Annotated in this window: 17 protein-coding genes; 6 read left to right on the top strand and 11 right to left on the bottom strand. The window is 67.8% G+C overall.

The genetic code is table 11. The features are described from left to right. The first annotated feature begins 199 nt into the window (after positions 1-199). Positions 200-544, top strand: a complete 345-nt coding sequence (locus CJ177_RS29030) for a hypothetical protein (RefSeq protein ID WP_043943877.1) — start codon at positions 200-202, stop codon at positions 542-544. Between the two features lie 93 nt (positions 545-637). On the opposite strand, the gene katG is transcribed toward CJ177_RS29030, so the two are convergent. From katG to CJ177_RS29005, 6 genes are all read right to left on the bottom strand, one after another. After that, entirely contained in the window at positions 638-2,866 is a 2,229-nt protein-coding gene (katG, locus tag CJ177_RS29025) for a catalase/peroxidase HPI (protein WP_095869187.1), read from the bottom strand. Positions 2,867-2,902: 36 nt separating this feature from the next. Further along, positions 2,903-3,346 carry a Fur family transcriptional regulator gene (locus CJ177_RS29020; RefSeq protein WP_005243590.1) on the bottom strand — a complete coding sequence of 148 codons (444 nt, stop codon included), beginning with the start codon at positions 3,344-3,346 and terminating at the stop codon, positions 2,903-2,905. 115 nt (positions 3,347-3,461) lie between these two features. Then, positions 3,462-4,478: a hypothetical protein gene (locus CJ177_RS29015; protein ID WP_143548711.1), complete on the bottom strand. Its 1,017-nt coding sequence runs from the start codon at positions 4,476-4,478 to the stop codon at positions 3,462-3,464. Positions 4,479-4,740: 262 nt separating this feature from the next. After that, positions 4,741-4,896, bottom strand: a complete 156-nt coding sequence (locus CJ177_RS47475) for a hypothetical protein (protein WP_005243594.1) — start codon at positions 4,894-4,896, stop codon at positions 4,741-4,743. Between the two features lie 54 nt (positions 4,897-4,950). Then, entirely contained in the window at positions 4,951-5,619 is a 669-nt protein-coding gene (locus tag CJ177_RS29010; protein WP_005243595.1) for a response regulator transcription factor, read from the bottom strand. A 17-nt stretch (positions 5,620-5,636) separates the two neighbouring features. Next, on the bottom strand, positions 5,637-6,977 hold the full coding sequence (locus CJ177_RS29005) for a sensor histidine kinase (protein ID WP_095869185.1): 1,341 nt from the start codon (positions 6,975-6,977) through the stop codon (positions 5,637-5,639). 16 nt (positions 6,978-6,993) lie between these two features. On the opposite strand from CJ177_RS29005, the gene CJ177_RS29000 reads away from it, so the two are divergent. After that, positions 6,994-7,422, top strand: a complete 429-nt coding sequence (locus CJ177_RS29000; RefSeq protein WP_005243597.1) for a hypothetical protein — start codon at positions 6,994-6,996, stop codon at positions 7,420-7,422. Between the two features lie 27 nt (positions 7,423-7,449). On the opposite strand, the gene CJ177_RS28995 is transcribed toward CJ177_RS29000, so the two are convergent. Then, positions 7,450-8,232 carry a TIM barrel protein gene (locus CJ177_RS28995; RefSeq protein ID WP_095869248.1) on the bottom strand — a complete coding sequence of 261 codons (783 nt, stop codon included), beginning with the start codon at positions 8,230-8,232 and terminating at the stop codon, positions 7,450-7,452. 5 nt (positions 8,233-8,237) lie between these two features. Continuing rightward, positions 8,238-9,293 (bottom strand): Gfo/Idh/MocA family oxidoreductase, encoded by a 1,056-nt coding sequence (locus CJ177_RS28990; RefSeq protein WP_095869184.1) that lies wholly within the window; start codon positions 9,291-9,293, stop codon positions 8,238-8,240. A gap of 141 nt (positions 9,294-9,434) precedes the next feature. Between CJ177_RS28990 and CJ177_RS28985 the strand changes: the two genes are divergently transcribed. Beyond that, the gene (locus CJ177_RS28985) at positions 9,435-10,472 is read left to right on the top strand and encodes a LacI family DNA-binding transcriptional regulator (protein ID WP_025431987.1); all 1,038 of its coding nucleotides are present in this window, start codon (positions 9,435-9,437) and stop codon (positions 10,470-10,472) included. A 23-nt stretch (positions 10,473-10,495) separates the two neighbouring features. Here CJ177_RS28985 and CJ177_RS28980 read toward each other — a convergent pair whose 3' ends face one another. The 3 genes from CJ177_RS28980 to CJ177_RS28970 form a co-directional block, all read right to left on the bottom strand. Further along, the gene (locus CJ177_RS28980) at positions 10,496-10,876 is read right to left on the bottom strand and encodes a VOC family protein (protein ID WP_005258437.1); all 381 of its coding nucleotides are present in this window, start codon (positions 10,874-10,876) and stop codon (positions 10,496-10,498) included. Positions 10,877-10,960: 84 nt separating this feature from the next. Further along, positions 10,961-11,326, bottom strand: a complete 366-nt coding sequence (locus tag CJ177_RS28975) for a VOC family protein (RefSeq protein ID WP_005243602.1) — start codon at positions 11,324-11,326, stop codon at positions 10,961-10,963. Between the two features lie 9 nt (positions 11,327-11,335). Then, positions 11,336-12,256 (bottom strand): LysR family transcriptional regulator, encoded by a 921-nt coding sequence (locus CJ177_RS28970; protein WP_005258441.1) that lies wholly within the window; start codon positions 12,254-12,256, stop codon positions 11,336-11,338. A 123-nt stretch (positions 12,257-12,379) separates the two neighbouring features. Here CJ177_RS28970 and CJ177_RS28965 point away from each other — a divergent pair, with 123 nt between their 5' ends. From CJ177_RS28965 to CJ177_RS28955, 3 genes are all read left to right on the top strand, one after another. Next, the gene (locus tag CJ177_RS28965; RefSeq protein WP_095869183.1) at positions 12,380-13,690 is read left to right on the top strand and encodes a CitMHS family transporter; all 1,311 of its coding nucleotides are present in this window, start codon (positions 12,380-12,382) and stop codon (positions 13,688-13,690) included. A gap of 67 nt (positions 13,691-13,757) precedes the next feature. Further along, entirely contained in the window at positions 13,758-15,131 is a 1,374-nt protein-coding gene (locus tag CJ177_RS28960; RefSeq protein WP_005243605.1) for an acyclic terpene utilization AtuA family protein, read from the top strand. Next, positions 15,128-15,448, top strand: coding sequence for a hypothetical protein (locus CJ177_RS28955; RefSeq protein ID WP_005243606.1), 321 nt, complete (start codon positions 15,128-15,130; stop codon positions 15,446-15,448). Before CJ177_RS28960 ends, CJ177_RS28955 begins: the two co-directional genes overlap by 4 nt. Positions 15,449-15,451 lie beyond the last annotated feature (3 nt).

Below are 15,451 nucleotides of genomic sequence, written 5' to 3'. Positions count from 1 at the left end.
CAGCTTCCGACGCAGTAACCATTCGATAGCGGCCATCCAGGTTTCGGCTGACACCACCGGAACTGGCACTCAAGATTGCCGAGTGCTAAATTTCTTCTGCACAGTGGTTGAGGTGCTCGCCGAGGTGGCGGGCCATTTTGACGATCACGGGAGGTGTGTTGCTGTGCTGCGTTCCGATCGACTCGCCGAGGCTCCGCCGATGACCCGATCTTTGCTGGAAGTCCACAACGGATCGTCGCGACACAATCCCGACAGCCCCCCGGCACGATTCTCCCGGCTCGCCAGACCACAGCACCTGCAGGGCGAACACTGGAGCGACATCTCGGTCATGCTGGGGGCACTGTCGATAGTAATGTTCTGGACGTTCGGATTCGGCATCGTTCTCGGCGTCTGCGCCATCGCTGCCGGCATCGCCGCAAACCACCACCCTGCCGTCGAAGGAAGCGAGCCCAAGTCTCTGGAAGCACTGCTGGGCATTCTCACCGGTGCTTTCGGAATCGCCGCCGGCACAGTCTTTCTCACCGCGGCGCTCCCACACCTCTGACATTCGTCACAAATCTGGCCCGACACCCGGCGAGATCAACTCGCGGGTGGCGGGCCAGGTGACGGTTGATCGGCCGGGGCCGATCAACCGTGATCAGTCGAGGTCGAACCGGTCGAGGTTCATCACCTTGTTCCAGGCAGATACGAAGTCCTGCGCGAACTTCTGCTGCGCGTCGTCGGTGGCATACACCTCGGCGAGAGCGCGCAGTTGCGAGTTCGAACCGAAGACGAGATCGACGGCGGTGGCGGTCCACTTGGCGTCACCCGTGACACGATCGGTGCCTTCGTAGACGTTCTCCGCCGAGGCCGAGCCCTTCCACTGCGTACCCATGTCGAGGAGGTTGACGAAGAAGTCGTTGGTCAACGCCTCGGGCCGGTCGGTGAAGACGCCGTGCTTCGTTCGGCCGAAGTTGGCGTTCAGTGCGCGCAGGCCGCCGACGAGAACCGTCATTTCCGGAGCGGTCAGGTTCAACATGTAGGCCCGGTCGACCAGAAGTGCCTCGGCAGGCAACTTCTCCCCTTCTCGGAGGTAGTTGCGGAACCCGTCGGCCCTCGGCTCGAGTACGGCGAACGACTCCACATCGGTCTGCTCCTGCGTGGCGTCGGTACGCCCCGGCGTGAACGGGACCGTGATGTCGTTGCCGGCGTTCTTCGCCGCCTTCTCGACCGCCGCGGCGCCGGCCAGCACGATCAGGTCCGCGAGCGAGACCTTCACCCCGCCGGACTGGGACGAGTTGAAGTCCTGCTGGATCTGTTCGAGGGTCTGCAGGACCGTGGCCAGCTCGGTGGGGTTGTTGATCTCCCAATCCTTCTGCGGCGCAAGCCGGATTCGCGCCCCGTTGGCGCCGCCACGCATGTCGGTGCTGCGGTGGGTCGCTGCCGACGCCCAGGCGGTCGACACGAGCTGGGAGATGGACAGGCCCGAGTCGAGGATCTTGCCCTTGAGCGCGGCGATCTCGCTGTCACCGATCAGCTGGTGATCGACTGCGGGGACCGGGTCCTGCCACAGCTGCGCCTCCGGAACCCACGGGCCGAGGTAGCGCGTGACGGGCCCCATGTCGCGGTGCAGCAGCTTGTACCACGCCTTGGCGAACTCCTCGGCGAACTCCTCCGGGTGATCGAGCCAACGCCGGGTGATCTTCTCGTAGGCCGGGTCGATGCGCAGGGAGAGGTCCGTGGTCAGCATCGTGGGAGCACGCCCCGCCGACGAATCGAACGGGTCGGGGATCGTGCCGGCGCCCGCGCCGTCCTTGGCGGTCCACTGCCAGGCACCCGCGGGACTCTTGGTCAGCTCCCACTCGTAGCCGTACAGGACTTCGAGGAAGCTGTTGTCCCACTTCGTCGGTGTGGGGGTCCACACGACCTCGAGACCACTGGTAATCGCGTCCTTGCCGACGCCGGTGCCGTAGGCACTCTTCCAGCCCAGGCCCTGCTGCTCGATCGGGGCACCTTCCGGTTCCGGACCGACCAGGTCGGCGTCGCCTGCGCCGTGGGTCTTGCCGAAGGTGTGGCCGCCTGCGATCAGCGCGGCGGTCTCCACGTCGTTCATCGCCATGCGGGCGAAAGTCTCCCGGATGTCGCGGGCGGCTGCCAGCGGATCCGGCTGGCCATTGGGTCCCTCCGGGTTCACGTAGATGAGACCCATCTGCACGGCCCCGAGCGGACCCGAGAGTTCGCGATCGCCGCTGTAGCGCTCGTCGCCCAGCCAGGTGTCCTCGGGACCCCAGTACATCTCCTCGGGCTCCCAGATGTCCTCGCGGCCGAATCCGAACCCGAAGGTCTTGAACCCCATCGACTCCAGGGCGCAGTTGCCGGCGAAGACGAGGAGGTCCGCCCACGAAATCTGCTTGCCGTACTTCTGCTTCACCGGCCAGAGCAGCCGGCGGGCCTTGTCGAGGCTCGCGTTGTCGGGCCAGCTGTTGAGAGGGGCGAAACGCTGGGCGCCCTGACCGCCACCGCCGCGACCGTCCGCGATGCGGTAGGTGCCGGCGGCGTGCCAGCTCATCCGGATGAAGAGGCCGCCGTAGTGGCCGTAGTCGGCGGGCCACCAGTCCTGCGAGGTCGTCATGAGATCGATGACGTCGCGCTTGAGCGCCTCGACGTCGAGCTTGGCGAACTCCTCGGCGTAGTCGAAGTCCTCGCCCATCGGGTTCGACTTCGACGTGTGGGCGTGCAACACCGACAGCTCCGGCTGGTTCGGCCACCAGTCGCGGTTCGTCCTCGGGCGATTCGCCGCCGGAGTGGGAGACGGGATTACGGGGTTTTCACTTTCACTGGTGCTCTGAGTGTTTCCCTCATGAGCGACCGGGCAGCTATCGGACACAACATTCCTTCCGGGAGAGACCAAATTGGGCTGTGGTCATGGGTTCGATCGAGAAGTCTGTGATGTCGAGCAGTCGGGGCACAGACCCCAGTAGATGACCTCGGCCTCCTCGACGAGGAAACCGTTGTCGTCGGACGCAGTCAGGCAGGGCGCCTCGCCGACGGCACAGTCGACGTCCGCAATGACCCCACACGACCGGCAGATGACGTGGTGGTGATTGTCTCCGACCCGCGACTCGTACCGAGCAACGGAGCCGGGCGGCTGAATCCGCCGCACCAATCCCACAGCGGTCACTGCGTGCAGCACGTCGTACACAGCCTGCCGGGACACCCCTTCCAGAACGGTGCGCACCGCTCCGAAAATCGTCTCCGTATCGGCATGTGGACGCGCGTGCACGGCCTCCAACACCGCGACCCGCGGACGGGTCACGCGAAGCTCAGCCCCGCGCAGCAGCGCTGCGTAATCCGGCATCGACGGCACCCACCCACTATGACTTACTTTTCTGGACTCAGCCAAGACTTTGCGGAAACAATTTGCCGTGACTTCGACTCACGCATACATGGTCCGTTGGCCCACCGCGGCTCCGGCACACCTTTCAGGGAAGGTCGAAGGTGACCACGACCGAGGGCACCGAATCCGTCGAAGACAGTCCGATCGTGCCGCCCGACGGCACGAGGGAGAGTCCGCCACCTCCGCCGCCCGGTGGCTCGTTCGCCTCGCCGGTGCCACCGATCCGTCCCCCGGCGGCGCCCCCACCACCGCCGTACCAGCCGGCCCCACCTCCGCCCCCGGCCCCGATCCCGTCACCGACGGCCGCCGGGAGCATCGCCCCGGAACTTCCTGCGCTGCCGCCGTATCCGGGACCACCGGCAAGCCCCGCCGGGCTCGACCCGTCGGATCCGAACACGCCCTGTCCGCCGCCCTGCGCGAACGAGCCGTAGCCCGACGGTGTCGCGCCGCCGCGCGCACCGCCTCCCGGCGCTCCCGCATCGCCGCCGGGCGACACCATCCCGCTCGCGGTCGACGCGCCGCCGCCTCCTCCGGCCGCGATGACCAGCGGCAGTTCGATTCGATGCGGAACCAGCACGCTCGACCTTCCGGTATCGAGGACGACGGCCGAAAGACCTCCCCCGTCGCCGCCGTTGATGTTCGGCGGAGTGGTGTTGCGGCGCCAGTCGGTGGTGCCGCCGCTGCCCCCGCCGCCCTCGACCTGCGTCAGAGCGTCCGACCCGCCGCCGTGCCCGTTCTCGCCGACCCGGACGTACACCGTCGATCCCGGAACGAGCCACGCGTCACCACCGGCTACCGCTCCCCGGCCGCCGGAAGCGACCGTGCTGCAACAACTGTCACCGCCTCGGCCGCCGACCGCCTCGATGTGCACCTTCCGAACACCGTCCGGAATCCTCAGCGGCACACCGTGAATGCCTCCGGAAGGAGACACTGCGCCGGTACTGTCGGCATACGTGCAGGTGACCGTCTTCTGGGACTGGACGCACTGCGACGGCAACTCCGCCGCTGCCACTCCCGAACCCGCGAAGACCGCCAGCCCGCTCGCGGCGGAACTCACCGCCGCGGCCATACCGAGACGCCGCACCTTCGACACCGACCCCATACGCTCACCCTCCCCGGTCGCGCACCGGCCCTGTGACCGGTTCCCACTCGACTGTAACCGCGCACCACATACCACGCACGATTCTTCGATACGGCACGGCCGCAACGTGACTGGGAGTGCCCGTCCCTTTCAGGTGCGAGCGACGACGAGAGAGGTCGAGTAACGTGGTGATCCGAGGATGAGTGCTGACGGCCAGTCCCGCATTCACCTTCGGCCTCCTCCCCACGCGATTCGTCGCCGGTGTGCGCCTTGCGTGAGCCTGTCAGTACCAGTACTGTCGTCCGCCGACCTTGCGGCCCCGCAATCCGACGAGCAGGAGAACGACGCCGACGACGCCGACGACGAGGCCTGCGATCCACAGTGACGAGATCTTGACGATCAGGCCGATGACGATGAGAACCACACCGATTGCGATCATGATCGATTCCTTCGTGGGGGTGAACGAATAGTAAGCGCAGAATGCGGCCCGGCGTCAGGAAACGCGCTCCGGCCCGGTGTCGCCCGGGGAGACGATGCCGTGATCGAAGGCGTACACGATGGCGGCCGCGCGGTCGCGGAGATCGAGTTTGAGGAAGATGTGCCCGACGTGACTCTTGACGGTCACGCCCGAGATACCCAGCTCACGCCCGATCTCACTGTTGCTGTGCCCACGCCCGATGAGCGCGAGCACATCGAGTTCTCGCGCGGTCAACTCGGCGAAGCGACTACTGCCGCCGTCGGACGACGGCGCGACGGTGCGATACGTGGCGAGAACGCGTCCGGTCACCGCGGGGTCGAGGCAGGCGCCACCCTCGGCAACGGTGCGTACGGCGCGTATCAGGTCCTCGGCCGGCGAATCCTTGAGGATGAAACCCGCCGCACCTGCGCGGAGCGATCCGGACAGCAGTTCGTCGTCGTCGAACGTGGTGAGCACCAGCACCGGCGGCGGCTGGACGCCCGACCGGAGATCGCGGGTCGCGCGGATCCCGTCGACTTTCTTCATCCGCAGGTCCATGAGCACGACGTCCGGGGTGTGCTCCGCCACCGCGCCCGGCACCTCCGAGCCGTCGGCGCATTCGCCGACGATCACGAAGCCGTCCTTGCGCCGCAGGATACGGCGCAACCCCGACCGCACCAGTTCCTGGTCGTCGACCAGCAGCACCCTGATCTCCGGGCCCGTCACGACAGCCCCGGGATGTGACGGAGGATCGCCGGCCTGCAGGAGTCTCGGGGCAGTGGGACCGCGGCGTGCACCGACCATCCCCTGCCGTCCGGGCCGGCGCGGAGTTTGCCACCGAGCAGCGCCGCGCGCTCGCGCATGCCCCGCAGACCGGAACCGAGTGAGCCGTCCGGTGGGGTTACCCGGTCTCGGGTCGGGTTGCGGATATCCAGCGTCACGCGTTCCGGCTCGATCGTGAGTCGCACGTCGGCACTGGCACCGGGTGCGTGTTTGGCGACGTTCGCCAGCGACTCCTGCGTGATGCGGTAGATGCCGAGACCGACTGCACCGGACACCGCGGAGAGGTCCCCGCGCATGTCGAAGGCCACCGGCAGACCCGCACGGCGGAAGTCGTCGATCAGATCGGGAAGATCGGCGACACCCGGCTCGGGGCGGGTGCCCGCCGGACCTGCGTCGAGCAACCCGACGGTGCGCCGGATGTCGGCCATCGCCTGCCGCCCGAGTCGCTCGGCGTCGGAGAGCGCGTCCACTGCGTCGTCGACGTCGCGGTCCTGCTCGAGCGCGCGACGGGCCGCGGTCAGATGCAGCAACGTGATGCTCAGCGAGTGGGCGATGACGTCGTGAACCTCGCGAGCGATTCGCTGGCGCTCACGGGTGGCGGCTTGCTCGGATTGGATCGCCTTCGAGGCCCGCTCCTGGTGAAGGAGGCGCAACTGCGTGAGCATCAGGTAACCGAAGGCCCAGCCCAGCACGACTCCGGCGAGAGCGTAAGGCGCACCGTCGAGTCGGCCCGTCAGTGCAAACGCAGACAGGACTGCCATCGCGGCAGCCAAGGTGGCGAGGCTGACGGCCAGTGACGCCGTTGCCGCGACCTCGGCGGTCAGGATCACCAGGATGAGCGGAGCGAAATCGAACGCGGTGTCGGGCTGCTGCAGGAGCAACAGTGCGGCCGCCGCGATGACGACGACGGCCAGGAACGGACGCGGAAGCACCACCCCCGGTCTGATCATGTCTCCCGCAACGGGGGTCACCGCGGCGACCAGGCCACACAGCAGGACCCACCCCGGCGGCACGAAGCCGTCGCGTTGCGCGACAGCCGCACCGGCGATGGCAACGACGGCGATGTGCGCGAACACCGGCACAGCGAGCGGGTAGTCGTACTCACTCTCCGCCACGCGTCGACGAAAAAATGCCGTCACCTGCACACGACCAGCGTAGGCGAAGACCCACCCACAGCGCGTCCTCTCCGGAGCGGAGACACCCTCCGCCCACGGTAGGAGACGAGAACGCGACCGTGGCACGGCGAAACCGCTGCCGCGAATCCGTAGCGTTGCCGTCATCAGCGGAACTACGGAGGTGGCCGAGATGTCGTGGAACGATTTCCGCGCACGCCGGGCGGTATTGGAAGAGATACTGGCGCGGGCGCACGCCGACCCCGCACTGGCGTTGCGGTTCGACGAAGTGCCCGGCGCGATCGAGCTTTTCGGCTCGGCCGACAACATCCTGCTCTCACTTCAGCACCGGTGGAGCAATCACCTCGCGGCCCGCCTCGACCAGGCGGTCGAGGACGGCACCCCTCTGAATGCGACGTGGAAAGCGCTGGCCGCCGAGCAACCGGCGTTGCGCGCGCTCCTCGACGCCGCGGCCGCCTCCTCCCTGCCGTTGCGCGGGTCTCAGCGCGCGGAGCAGCGGATGATCGAGGCCCACCACACCGGACGCCTGTCCGGCCACGGGATCGTGCAGCGACCGATCGGCGCGCGAACGCCGACGATGACCCCCGCGTGACAGCGGGGCAGCTGGCGTCGGGTTTCGCTAAGGGTGCGCGAAGGCCGCCTCGAACGCGTCGAGCGCGTCGTCCGGATCGTTCTCCGCCCACCCTTCGAGCCCCACGACGCCGGTGTAGCCGATGTCGCGGAGGGCCGCGGCGACAGCCGGGTAGTGGATTTCGCCGGTTCCGGGTTCGCAGCGTCCGGGGACGTCGGCGACCTGGATCTCCCCTATGTAGGGCAGCGCCTTTCGGACGAGTTCGATGAGGTTCCCCTCGCCGATCTGGGCGTGATAGAGATCGAGATTCATGCGTAGGTGTGGGCTGTCGACCGCCTGGACGAGAGCGAGAGTGTCGGCCGCGGTCGCGAACGGGGTACCGGGATGATCGACGGCGAGGTTGAGGTTCTCGAGCGTGAACACCCGCCCCGCCTGTTCGCCGAGTTCGGCGACCTTCCGCAGGGTGTCGGCGGCGGTGAGCCACATTGCGGGCGTGACCGTTTCGACCGGCAGGACGGGCAGGCCCCGGTTGTCGAGTCCAGTTCCGTGCAGGTTCAACCGCGGGCAGTCGAGCCGTTTCGCAATATCGAGGGACTGCTGCGCCGTGGTGAGCAGCGCCTCGATGCCGTCGGGTTCGGTGAGGTTGCCCTCCAGATAGCCCGTCATCGAGGAGAATTCGGCGCCGACGGCGGCGAGGGCGTCGATGTCCTTGGTGGACCAGTCCCAGATCTCGACCTGGAGTCCGCGTTCGGCGATGCGGTGCACGCGGTCCAGGAACGGCAGGTCGAGGTAGAGCATTTCGGCGCTGGCGGCGAGCGTGTACGTGGCCATCGGTGTCACCCGTCCAGGTCGACGGCGGAGCCGGTCTCGACGCTGCGGATGGCGGCGAGTGCGATCGACAGCGCGGTGCGGGCGTCCTGGCCTGTGACGACGGCCGGTGTGTGGGTGCGGATCGCGTCGACGAAGGCGGTCAGTTCCCCCAGATACGCGGAGTGCAGGAGGTCGGTGTCGCGGCGCGCGGTGTCGGCGTGCAGCCCGGCGGGGCCGTAATAGGTCATGTCGGTGCTGAGCCCGCTGCCTGCGGTGACCATGCCGCCGGAGCCGAATACCTCGGCGCGCACGTCGTATCCGTACAGCGCGCTGAAGCTCGCCTCGGCCGTGGCGATGGCACCGTTGTCGAATTGAACGGTCACCACTGCGGTGTCGAGGTGGCCCGCGCTCTTGGCGTCCGGTCGCACCAGGGCGTCGGCGACCGCGTGCACCCGCACCGGGCGTGCGCCGGGGTTGAGGAAGCAGAGCGTGTCGAAGTCGTGAATGAGCGTTTCGAGGAAGATCGTCCACTGCGGAACACGTGCCGGATCGGCGGTGTACGGCCCGGGATCGCGGGTCAGCGAACGCAGCAACTGCGGGGTTCCGACCTTCTGCGCGTCGATCGCGGCGCGGGCGGCGGCGAATCCGGGAGCGAATCGGCGATTGAACCCGACCTGCAGGACGATGCCGGCGTCGGCGGCCGCCGCGATGGCGCGGTCGGCGTCGGCGAGGGTCACTGCCATCGGCTTCTCGACGAACACGTGCTTGCCGCCGGCCGCGGCCGCGACGACCAGGTCCGTGTGACTCCGCGCGGGGGCGGTGATCAGCACCGCATCGACCTCGTCGCTGGTGAGGACGTCGTCGACGGTCGTGGTGGCGAGCGGCGCCCCCAACGTGGTGGCGAGACGCTGCGCGGCCTCGCCGACCGGGTCGCTGACCGCGACGAGCGACGCCCCCGGGACCAGGCGGGCCACGATCTCCGCGTGATTCGAGCCGATGCGTCCGGCACCGATCAACGCGATGCGTACCGAGTGGGAAGCGGGCGCCGTCGAGTGGACGGCTGCGGCTTCGGTGAGTGACATGGGTGCGCTCCAGTGCAGTGGAAGGGGGAGGTCGAAGCGAACTAGTACGTTCTAGTTCTAGACCGTAGAACTCGTGCGATCATTGGTCAAGAGCAGCTTCGAGCGGAACAGCCCGGGGCCCGGAAGACAGGAGCCGTGCACGTGGTCGAACCGGTGGCGGGATCGACCGGTGGCGCTCGTCCGACGATGGGCGACGTAGCGCGCGCAGCAGGAGTCTCCACAGCGCTCGTCTCGATCGTGATGCGCGGCGTTCCCGGCGCCAGCGAGGCCACTCGCAGGCGCGTGCTCGACATCGCCGACGAGATGGGCTACGTGCCGGATCGGCGCGCACAGAAACTGCGCCAGGCCAGTTCCCGGTTGCTCGGCGTCGTCTTCGAACTGCAGCAGCCGTTCCACGGCGACCTCGTCGAACAGATCTACGCCGCGGCCACCCGCCGGGGTTACGACGTGATGCTCAGCGCGGTCGCCCCGAGCCGTGCCGAGAAGGTCGCCGTCCAGGCGCTCATGCGGGAGCGCTGCGAGGCCGCGATCCTCCTCGGCACCCGGTTCGACACCGATGCGCTCGGCGCCCTGGCCGATCGCGTGCCCACCCTCGTCGTGGCGCGCGCAAGCGGCCTGCCCGGCGTCGGTGCCGTGCGGGGCGACGACGTCGCCGGCATCACCCTGGCCGTCGACCATCTCACCGAACTCGGGCACCGGAACATCGCCCACATCGACGGCGCCGACGCGCCCGGCGGTGCCGACCGGCGGGCCGGTTTCCTGGCCGCGATGGACCGGCACGGACTGTCGGCTTCGGCAACGGTCGTGGCGGGCGGCACGACGGAAACCGAAGGCGCAGAAGGCATGCACAAACTTCTGGAACTGCCCACTCCCCCGACCGCCGTCGTCGCCTTCAACGACCGATGTGCGACCGGCGTGCTCGACCTACTGGTCCGCCGTGGCCGGGACGTGCCCGCGGACATCTCCGTCGTGGGCTATGACGACTCCCGCCTGGCGAGGATTCCGCACGTGCAGATGACGACGATCTCGCAGGACGCCACGCACATGGCCGAAGCCGCCGTCGACGGAGCGCTGGCTCAGATCGCCGGCGACAAGGCGATCGACCTCGTGCTCGCGCCGCACCTCGTCCGCCGCGCGACCACCGGCCCTGTCGCACAGGTCAGGAGCCTACGTAACTGATGTCGAGATGCGACCGATGAGCATCAGAGTGGGCCCAAGCGGGCCCTGAGCAGGCAGAACTCATTGCCTTCGGGGTCGGCCAGGACATGCCACTGCTCCTGCCCTGTCTGGCCGATGTCGGCCGGGCGCGCACCGAGCTTCAGAAGGCGGTCGAGCTCGGCGTCCTGATCGCGGTCGGTGGCGTTGACGTCGATGTGCAGCCGGGATTTGCCCTTCTCCGGCTCGTCCCTGCGACTGAGGATGATCGTCGGCTGCGGACCGCCGAACCCTTCGCGCGGTCCGATCTCCACCGAGCCGTCGTCCTCGCGATCGAGCACGACGAAGTCGAGGACCTCGCACCAGAACCGCGCCAGCACCTCAGGGTCGCGGCAACCGAGCACGAGTTCACTGATACGACATGCCATTAACGACACCTGCTCTCGGCAAGGCCGTTGGCCATGCGGTAGGGAAGCTGACTTCGAGACACGACGTGGATCCCCTGCCCGATACTAGGCCGACGACCAGACACCGAGTTCGTTGCCACTCGGATCGGTGAAGTGGAAGCGGCGCCCGCCGGGAAAGTCGTACGGGCCGTTGACGACGGTGCCGCCCGCCGCCCGCACCGCATCCACCGACGCGTCGAGATCCACCGAGTACAGCAGCACCAGCGGTCCGCCTGCCGGCTTCCGTTCCGGCACCTGCAGCAGGCCGCCGACCTCCTCACCGTCCGCACCGACGATGCCCGCGTACTGCGGGCCGTAGGAGTTGAACTCCCAGTCGAATGCCGAGCGGTAGAACGCTTCCGCGTCCGCGAGGTCCGTGACCGACAACTCCACGTAGTTCAGTCGATGATGATCTGCGGCAGAAGGTGACATGCCGGAACTCTAGCCGGAATCGGCTCCTCGATCAGGAGTTCGGTCGGCGAGAAGCATGTTCACGAAACCGCGGGTGCTCGCCGTCTGGGGTCGGCCGGCGACCTGGACGAGTGAAATGGTGCGTTCGACCGTCGGCTGCAGCGGTATGTGGACGAGACCGGCGAACGAGATCATGGGAAGCACGAGTTCGGGCACCGCGGTGACACCGAGCCCGGCCGCCGCCAATCCCGCTACCGCGCCGATGTTCTGCGCCTGCATGACGGGTCCGAGTTCGATGCGCGCATCCTCGACGGCCCGGCGGACGGGTGCCGCGATGCTGCTCTCGGGTCCGAACGCGATGAACGGCTGTCCGGCGAGATCCGACCACCGGAGCACCGGCCGATCGGCGAACGGATGTGTCGGCGCGACGGCGCAATAGAAGGAGTCGCTCGTCAGAACGTCCTGCTGCAGGCCGGGCAGAATCCCCGAGGTGGTGACCAGGGCGAGGTCGACCGTGCCCGAGTACACGGCGTCGAGAACCTCCTGCCGCAGTCCGTCCCGTATCTGGAGGCGTACGTCGGGGTGCTGCTCGCGGAAGCTCACCACGTACGGGGGAAGGAACGTGGCCGCGAGCGAGGGCAGGCATGCCACCGTCACGATTCCGCGGTCACCGGTGACGAATCGTTCGATCTGCGTGAGTCCGTCGTCGAAGTCGTGGAGCATCCGCCGGGCGTGCTCGATGATCTCGTGCCCGTGCGTGGTCAGCTCGACACGGCGAGTGGTGCGTTCGAACAGCGTGACGTCGAGTCGGCGCTCGGCCTCGGCGACCGAGCGGCTCAGCGAGGACTGAGACACGTCGAGCGCGTGGGCCGCCGAGGTGAAGCTCGCGTAGTCGGCGATGGCGACGATGCTCCTCAGGTGAGAGATCCCGAGATTGATGCTCATGCGCATCAGTATGGCCGGTATTCATGCGCCGGGTATTCATGAGTTCAACTCATGAATCGATCGTCCATTGATATTTGACGCACAATTGTGAGGCGCGCGACACTGAGACTCCATTTCGAAGGAGGTCACATGGTTGCCGCGCTCGGGTTCGCCACGATCGCTTGTTTCCTGGCGCTGGCGTTCAGCCGTCGGGTCTCGGTGCTGGTCGCACTGATCCTCGTTCCCGTCGCGTTCGCGATCGTGGGCGGATGGGCACCCGACCTCGGGGAGATGGTGGGCGACGGTCTGCTGAAGGTCGCGCCCGTCGCCATCATGATCGCCTTCGCGGTCCTGTATTTCAGTCTGATGGTCGACGTGGGACTGTTCGACCCGGCGATCCGCCGGATCGTCCGGTGGGCAGGGGGAAATCCCACCAAGATCGCCGTCGGAACCGCGGTGCTGACCCTGCTCGTCGCGCTCGACGGCGACGGAACCTCGACCTTCCTGATCACCATCTCGGCGTTGCTGCCCATCTACCAGAAACTCGGGATGCGCCCGGTCGTCCTGACCGGCATCGTCTGCCTGGCTGCGGGACTGATGAACATGATTCCGTGGGGCGGCCCGACCGTCCGCGCCATGGCCGCGCTCGACCTGACCAGCGCCGACATCTTCACGCCGGTCCTGCCCGCGATGGGGGCCGGGGTCCTGTGGGTCCTGTTCGCCGCCTACATGATCGGTCGCACGGAACGTAAACGGCTCGGCGTCACCGAACTGGCATCTCCCGCCGGCGGTGGTCCCGGCACGCCGCACGTCTCCGACGCGCCGGTGCGCACCGGTCGCCAACGGGCGGTGATGGCGTTCAATACCGTGCTCACCCTCGTTCTGATCGTGATCCTGCTGTTCCAGCTCGTGCCGCTGGAGGTGGCATTCGCCATCGCATTCGCACTCGCGCTCGCCGTCAACCGCCCGAAGTGGGACGACCAGCAGGCCCTGTTCGCCAAGCACGGCGGCAACGTCACCATGGTGGTGGCGATGATCCTCGCGGCAGGCGTGCTCACCGGAATCCTCAACGGCACCGGGATGATCACCGCGATGGCGCAGACCTTCGTCTCCTGGATTCCGCAGTCCGCCGGGTCCCTGATCCCCGTCATCACCGCCGTCACGTCGATGCCGCTCAGCCTGGTCTTCACCCCGGACGCCTACTACTTCGGCGTCGTACCGGTGCTGGCGGAAACCACCGCATCGTTCGGTGGCGACCCCGCGGAGATCGGCCGCGCCGCCATCCTCGGCCAGATGACCACCGGGTTCCCGCTCAGCCCGCTGACCGCCGCGACGTTCATCCTGATCGGACTGAGCAAGGTGGACCTCGGCAAGCACCAGCGGTTCATCTTCGGCTGGGCCTTCGGAACCACGATCGTGATGACCGTCATGGCGCTGCTCACCGGTGCCATCTCGCTGTAATCGTCCGCGACACCACCTCAGGCCGGCCCACCCACCGCCCGTCGAACAAGCAAAGGACTTCGAGCCCGTGACACCATCGAGCACCCGCGGCAGCGCTTCGCGGAGCGTGCGACTCGGCGCCGGATCCGGGTTCTCCGGGGATCGCATCGACCCCGCCGAGAAACTCGCCCGGCACGCCGACCTCGACTACCTGATCTTCGAATGCCTCGGCGAACGCACCGTTGCCGCCGGAAACTCTCGCCGACTCGAGAACCCGGACGAAGGATACGATCCGCTCCTCGCCGCACGCATGCGCGCGGTTCTCCCGCACACGCTCGCGTCCGGGACCACGGTGATCACCAATGCCGGTGCCGCGAACCCTCTCGCCGCTGCCGAATTGGTCTCCGGCATCGCCTCCCGGTCCGCCGACCGGCGGGTGCGCATCGCTGCCATCACGGGCGACGCGGTACTCGAGCAGGTGCTGCGCCACGACCCGGTCGTGTGGGAGACCGGGAAACGTCTGTCGGAGCACGACGAGGAACTCGTCTCCGCGAACGCGTACATCGGCGCGGAGGCCGTGATCCCCGCGCTCGAACTGGACGCCGACGTCGTGGTCACCGGGCGTCTGGCCGACCCTTCCCTCTACGTCGCCCCACTCGCCCACCACTTCGGATGGGACCTGGCCGACCACGAAACCATCGGCGCTGCAACCGCGATCGGGCACCTGCTCGAATGCGCCGGACAACTCACGGGCGGGTACTACGCGGATCCCGTCACCAAACCGGTGAAGGGTATGGCCGATCTCGGCTTCCCGTTCGCCGACGTCCTCGCCGACGGATCGGCGACTTTCGGCAAACTCGACGGATCCGGCGGGATACTCACCGAACGAACCTGCGCCGAGCAACTCCTGTACGAGGTGGGAGATCCCACGTCGTATCTGACCCCGGACGTCACCGCGGACTTCGGCAACGTGTCGTTCACCAGCGTCGGACCCGATCGGGTCGCCGTCACCGGTGCAACGGGGCGCCCCCGCCCACAGCAGCTGAAGGTCACCCTCGGGTTCCGCGGCGGCTGGCTCGGTGAGGGGCAGATCAGTTACGCGGGACCGCGGGCCTACCCCCGTGCCCAGCTCGCCGCGGACATCGTCACCGAACGTCTCGTCGACGTGCACGGCTTCGCCGAGGGCGCCGTCTCCGTCGAATACATCGGCGCCGGTGCCGCTTTCCGCGGACTCGACACCGACACCGATGCCCACGAGGTGCGCGTGCGGGTCACCGCCCGCGCACGGACCCGCGAGGAAGCCGACCTCGTCGGCTGGGAGGTGGAAAGCCTGTACACCAACGGACCGGCCGGCGGCGGCGGCGCCCGGCGGTCGTCGACCGAGGTACTCGCGATCCGCTCGTGCACCCTCCCCCGCGATCTCGTGCCCACCCGGGTGCATCTCACGGAGGTGTCGAAATGACCACGCCCGCAACTGTTCAGAAGATCGACACACTCGCAGACGTCCGTGCCGGCGACAAGGGGGACACCCTCATCGTCGCCGTGCTGGCCAGGAGCCGGGCCGCCTACCGGCATCTCACGGAGAGACTGACCGAGGACGTCGTCGCCGCGCACTACGGTGAACTGATCACCGGACCGGCCCGGCGCACCTGCCAGCCGAACCTGACGGCGATGGTGTTCGAGTTGCCCGGCGTCCTCGGCGGCGGCGTCACGGGTTCACCCGCACTCGACGGACACGGCAAGACGCTGGGCTACCACCTGCTGAGCCTCGAAATCTGACGG

This window comes from Rhodococcus sp. ACPA1, from assembly GCF_002300195.1.
GTDB lineage: Bacteria > Actinomycetota > Actinomycetes > Mycobacteriales > Mycobacteriaceae > Rhodococcus_F > Rhodococcus_F opacus.
The sequence above is the reverse complement of the archived record's forward strand: the minus strand, read 5'-3'. Positions and strand labels throughout refer to the sequence as shown.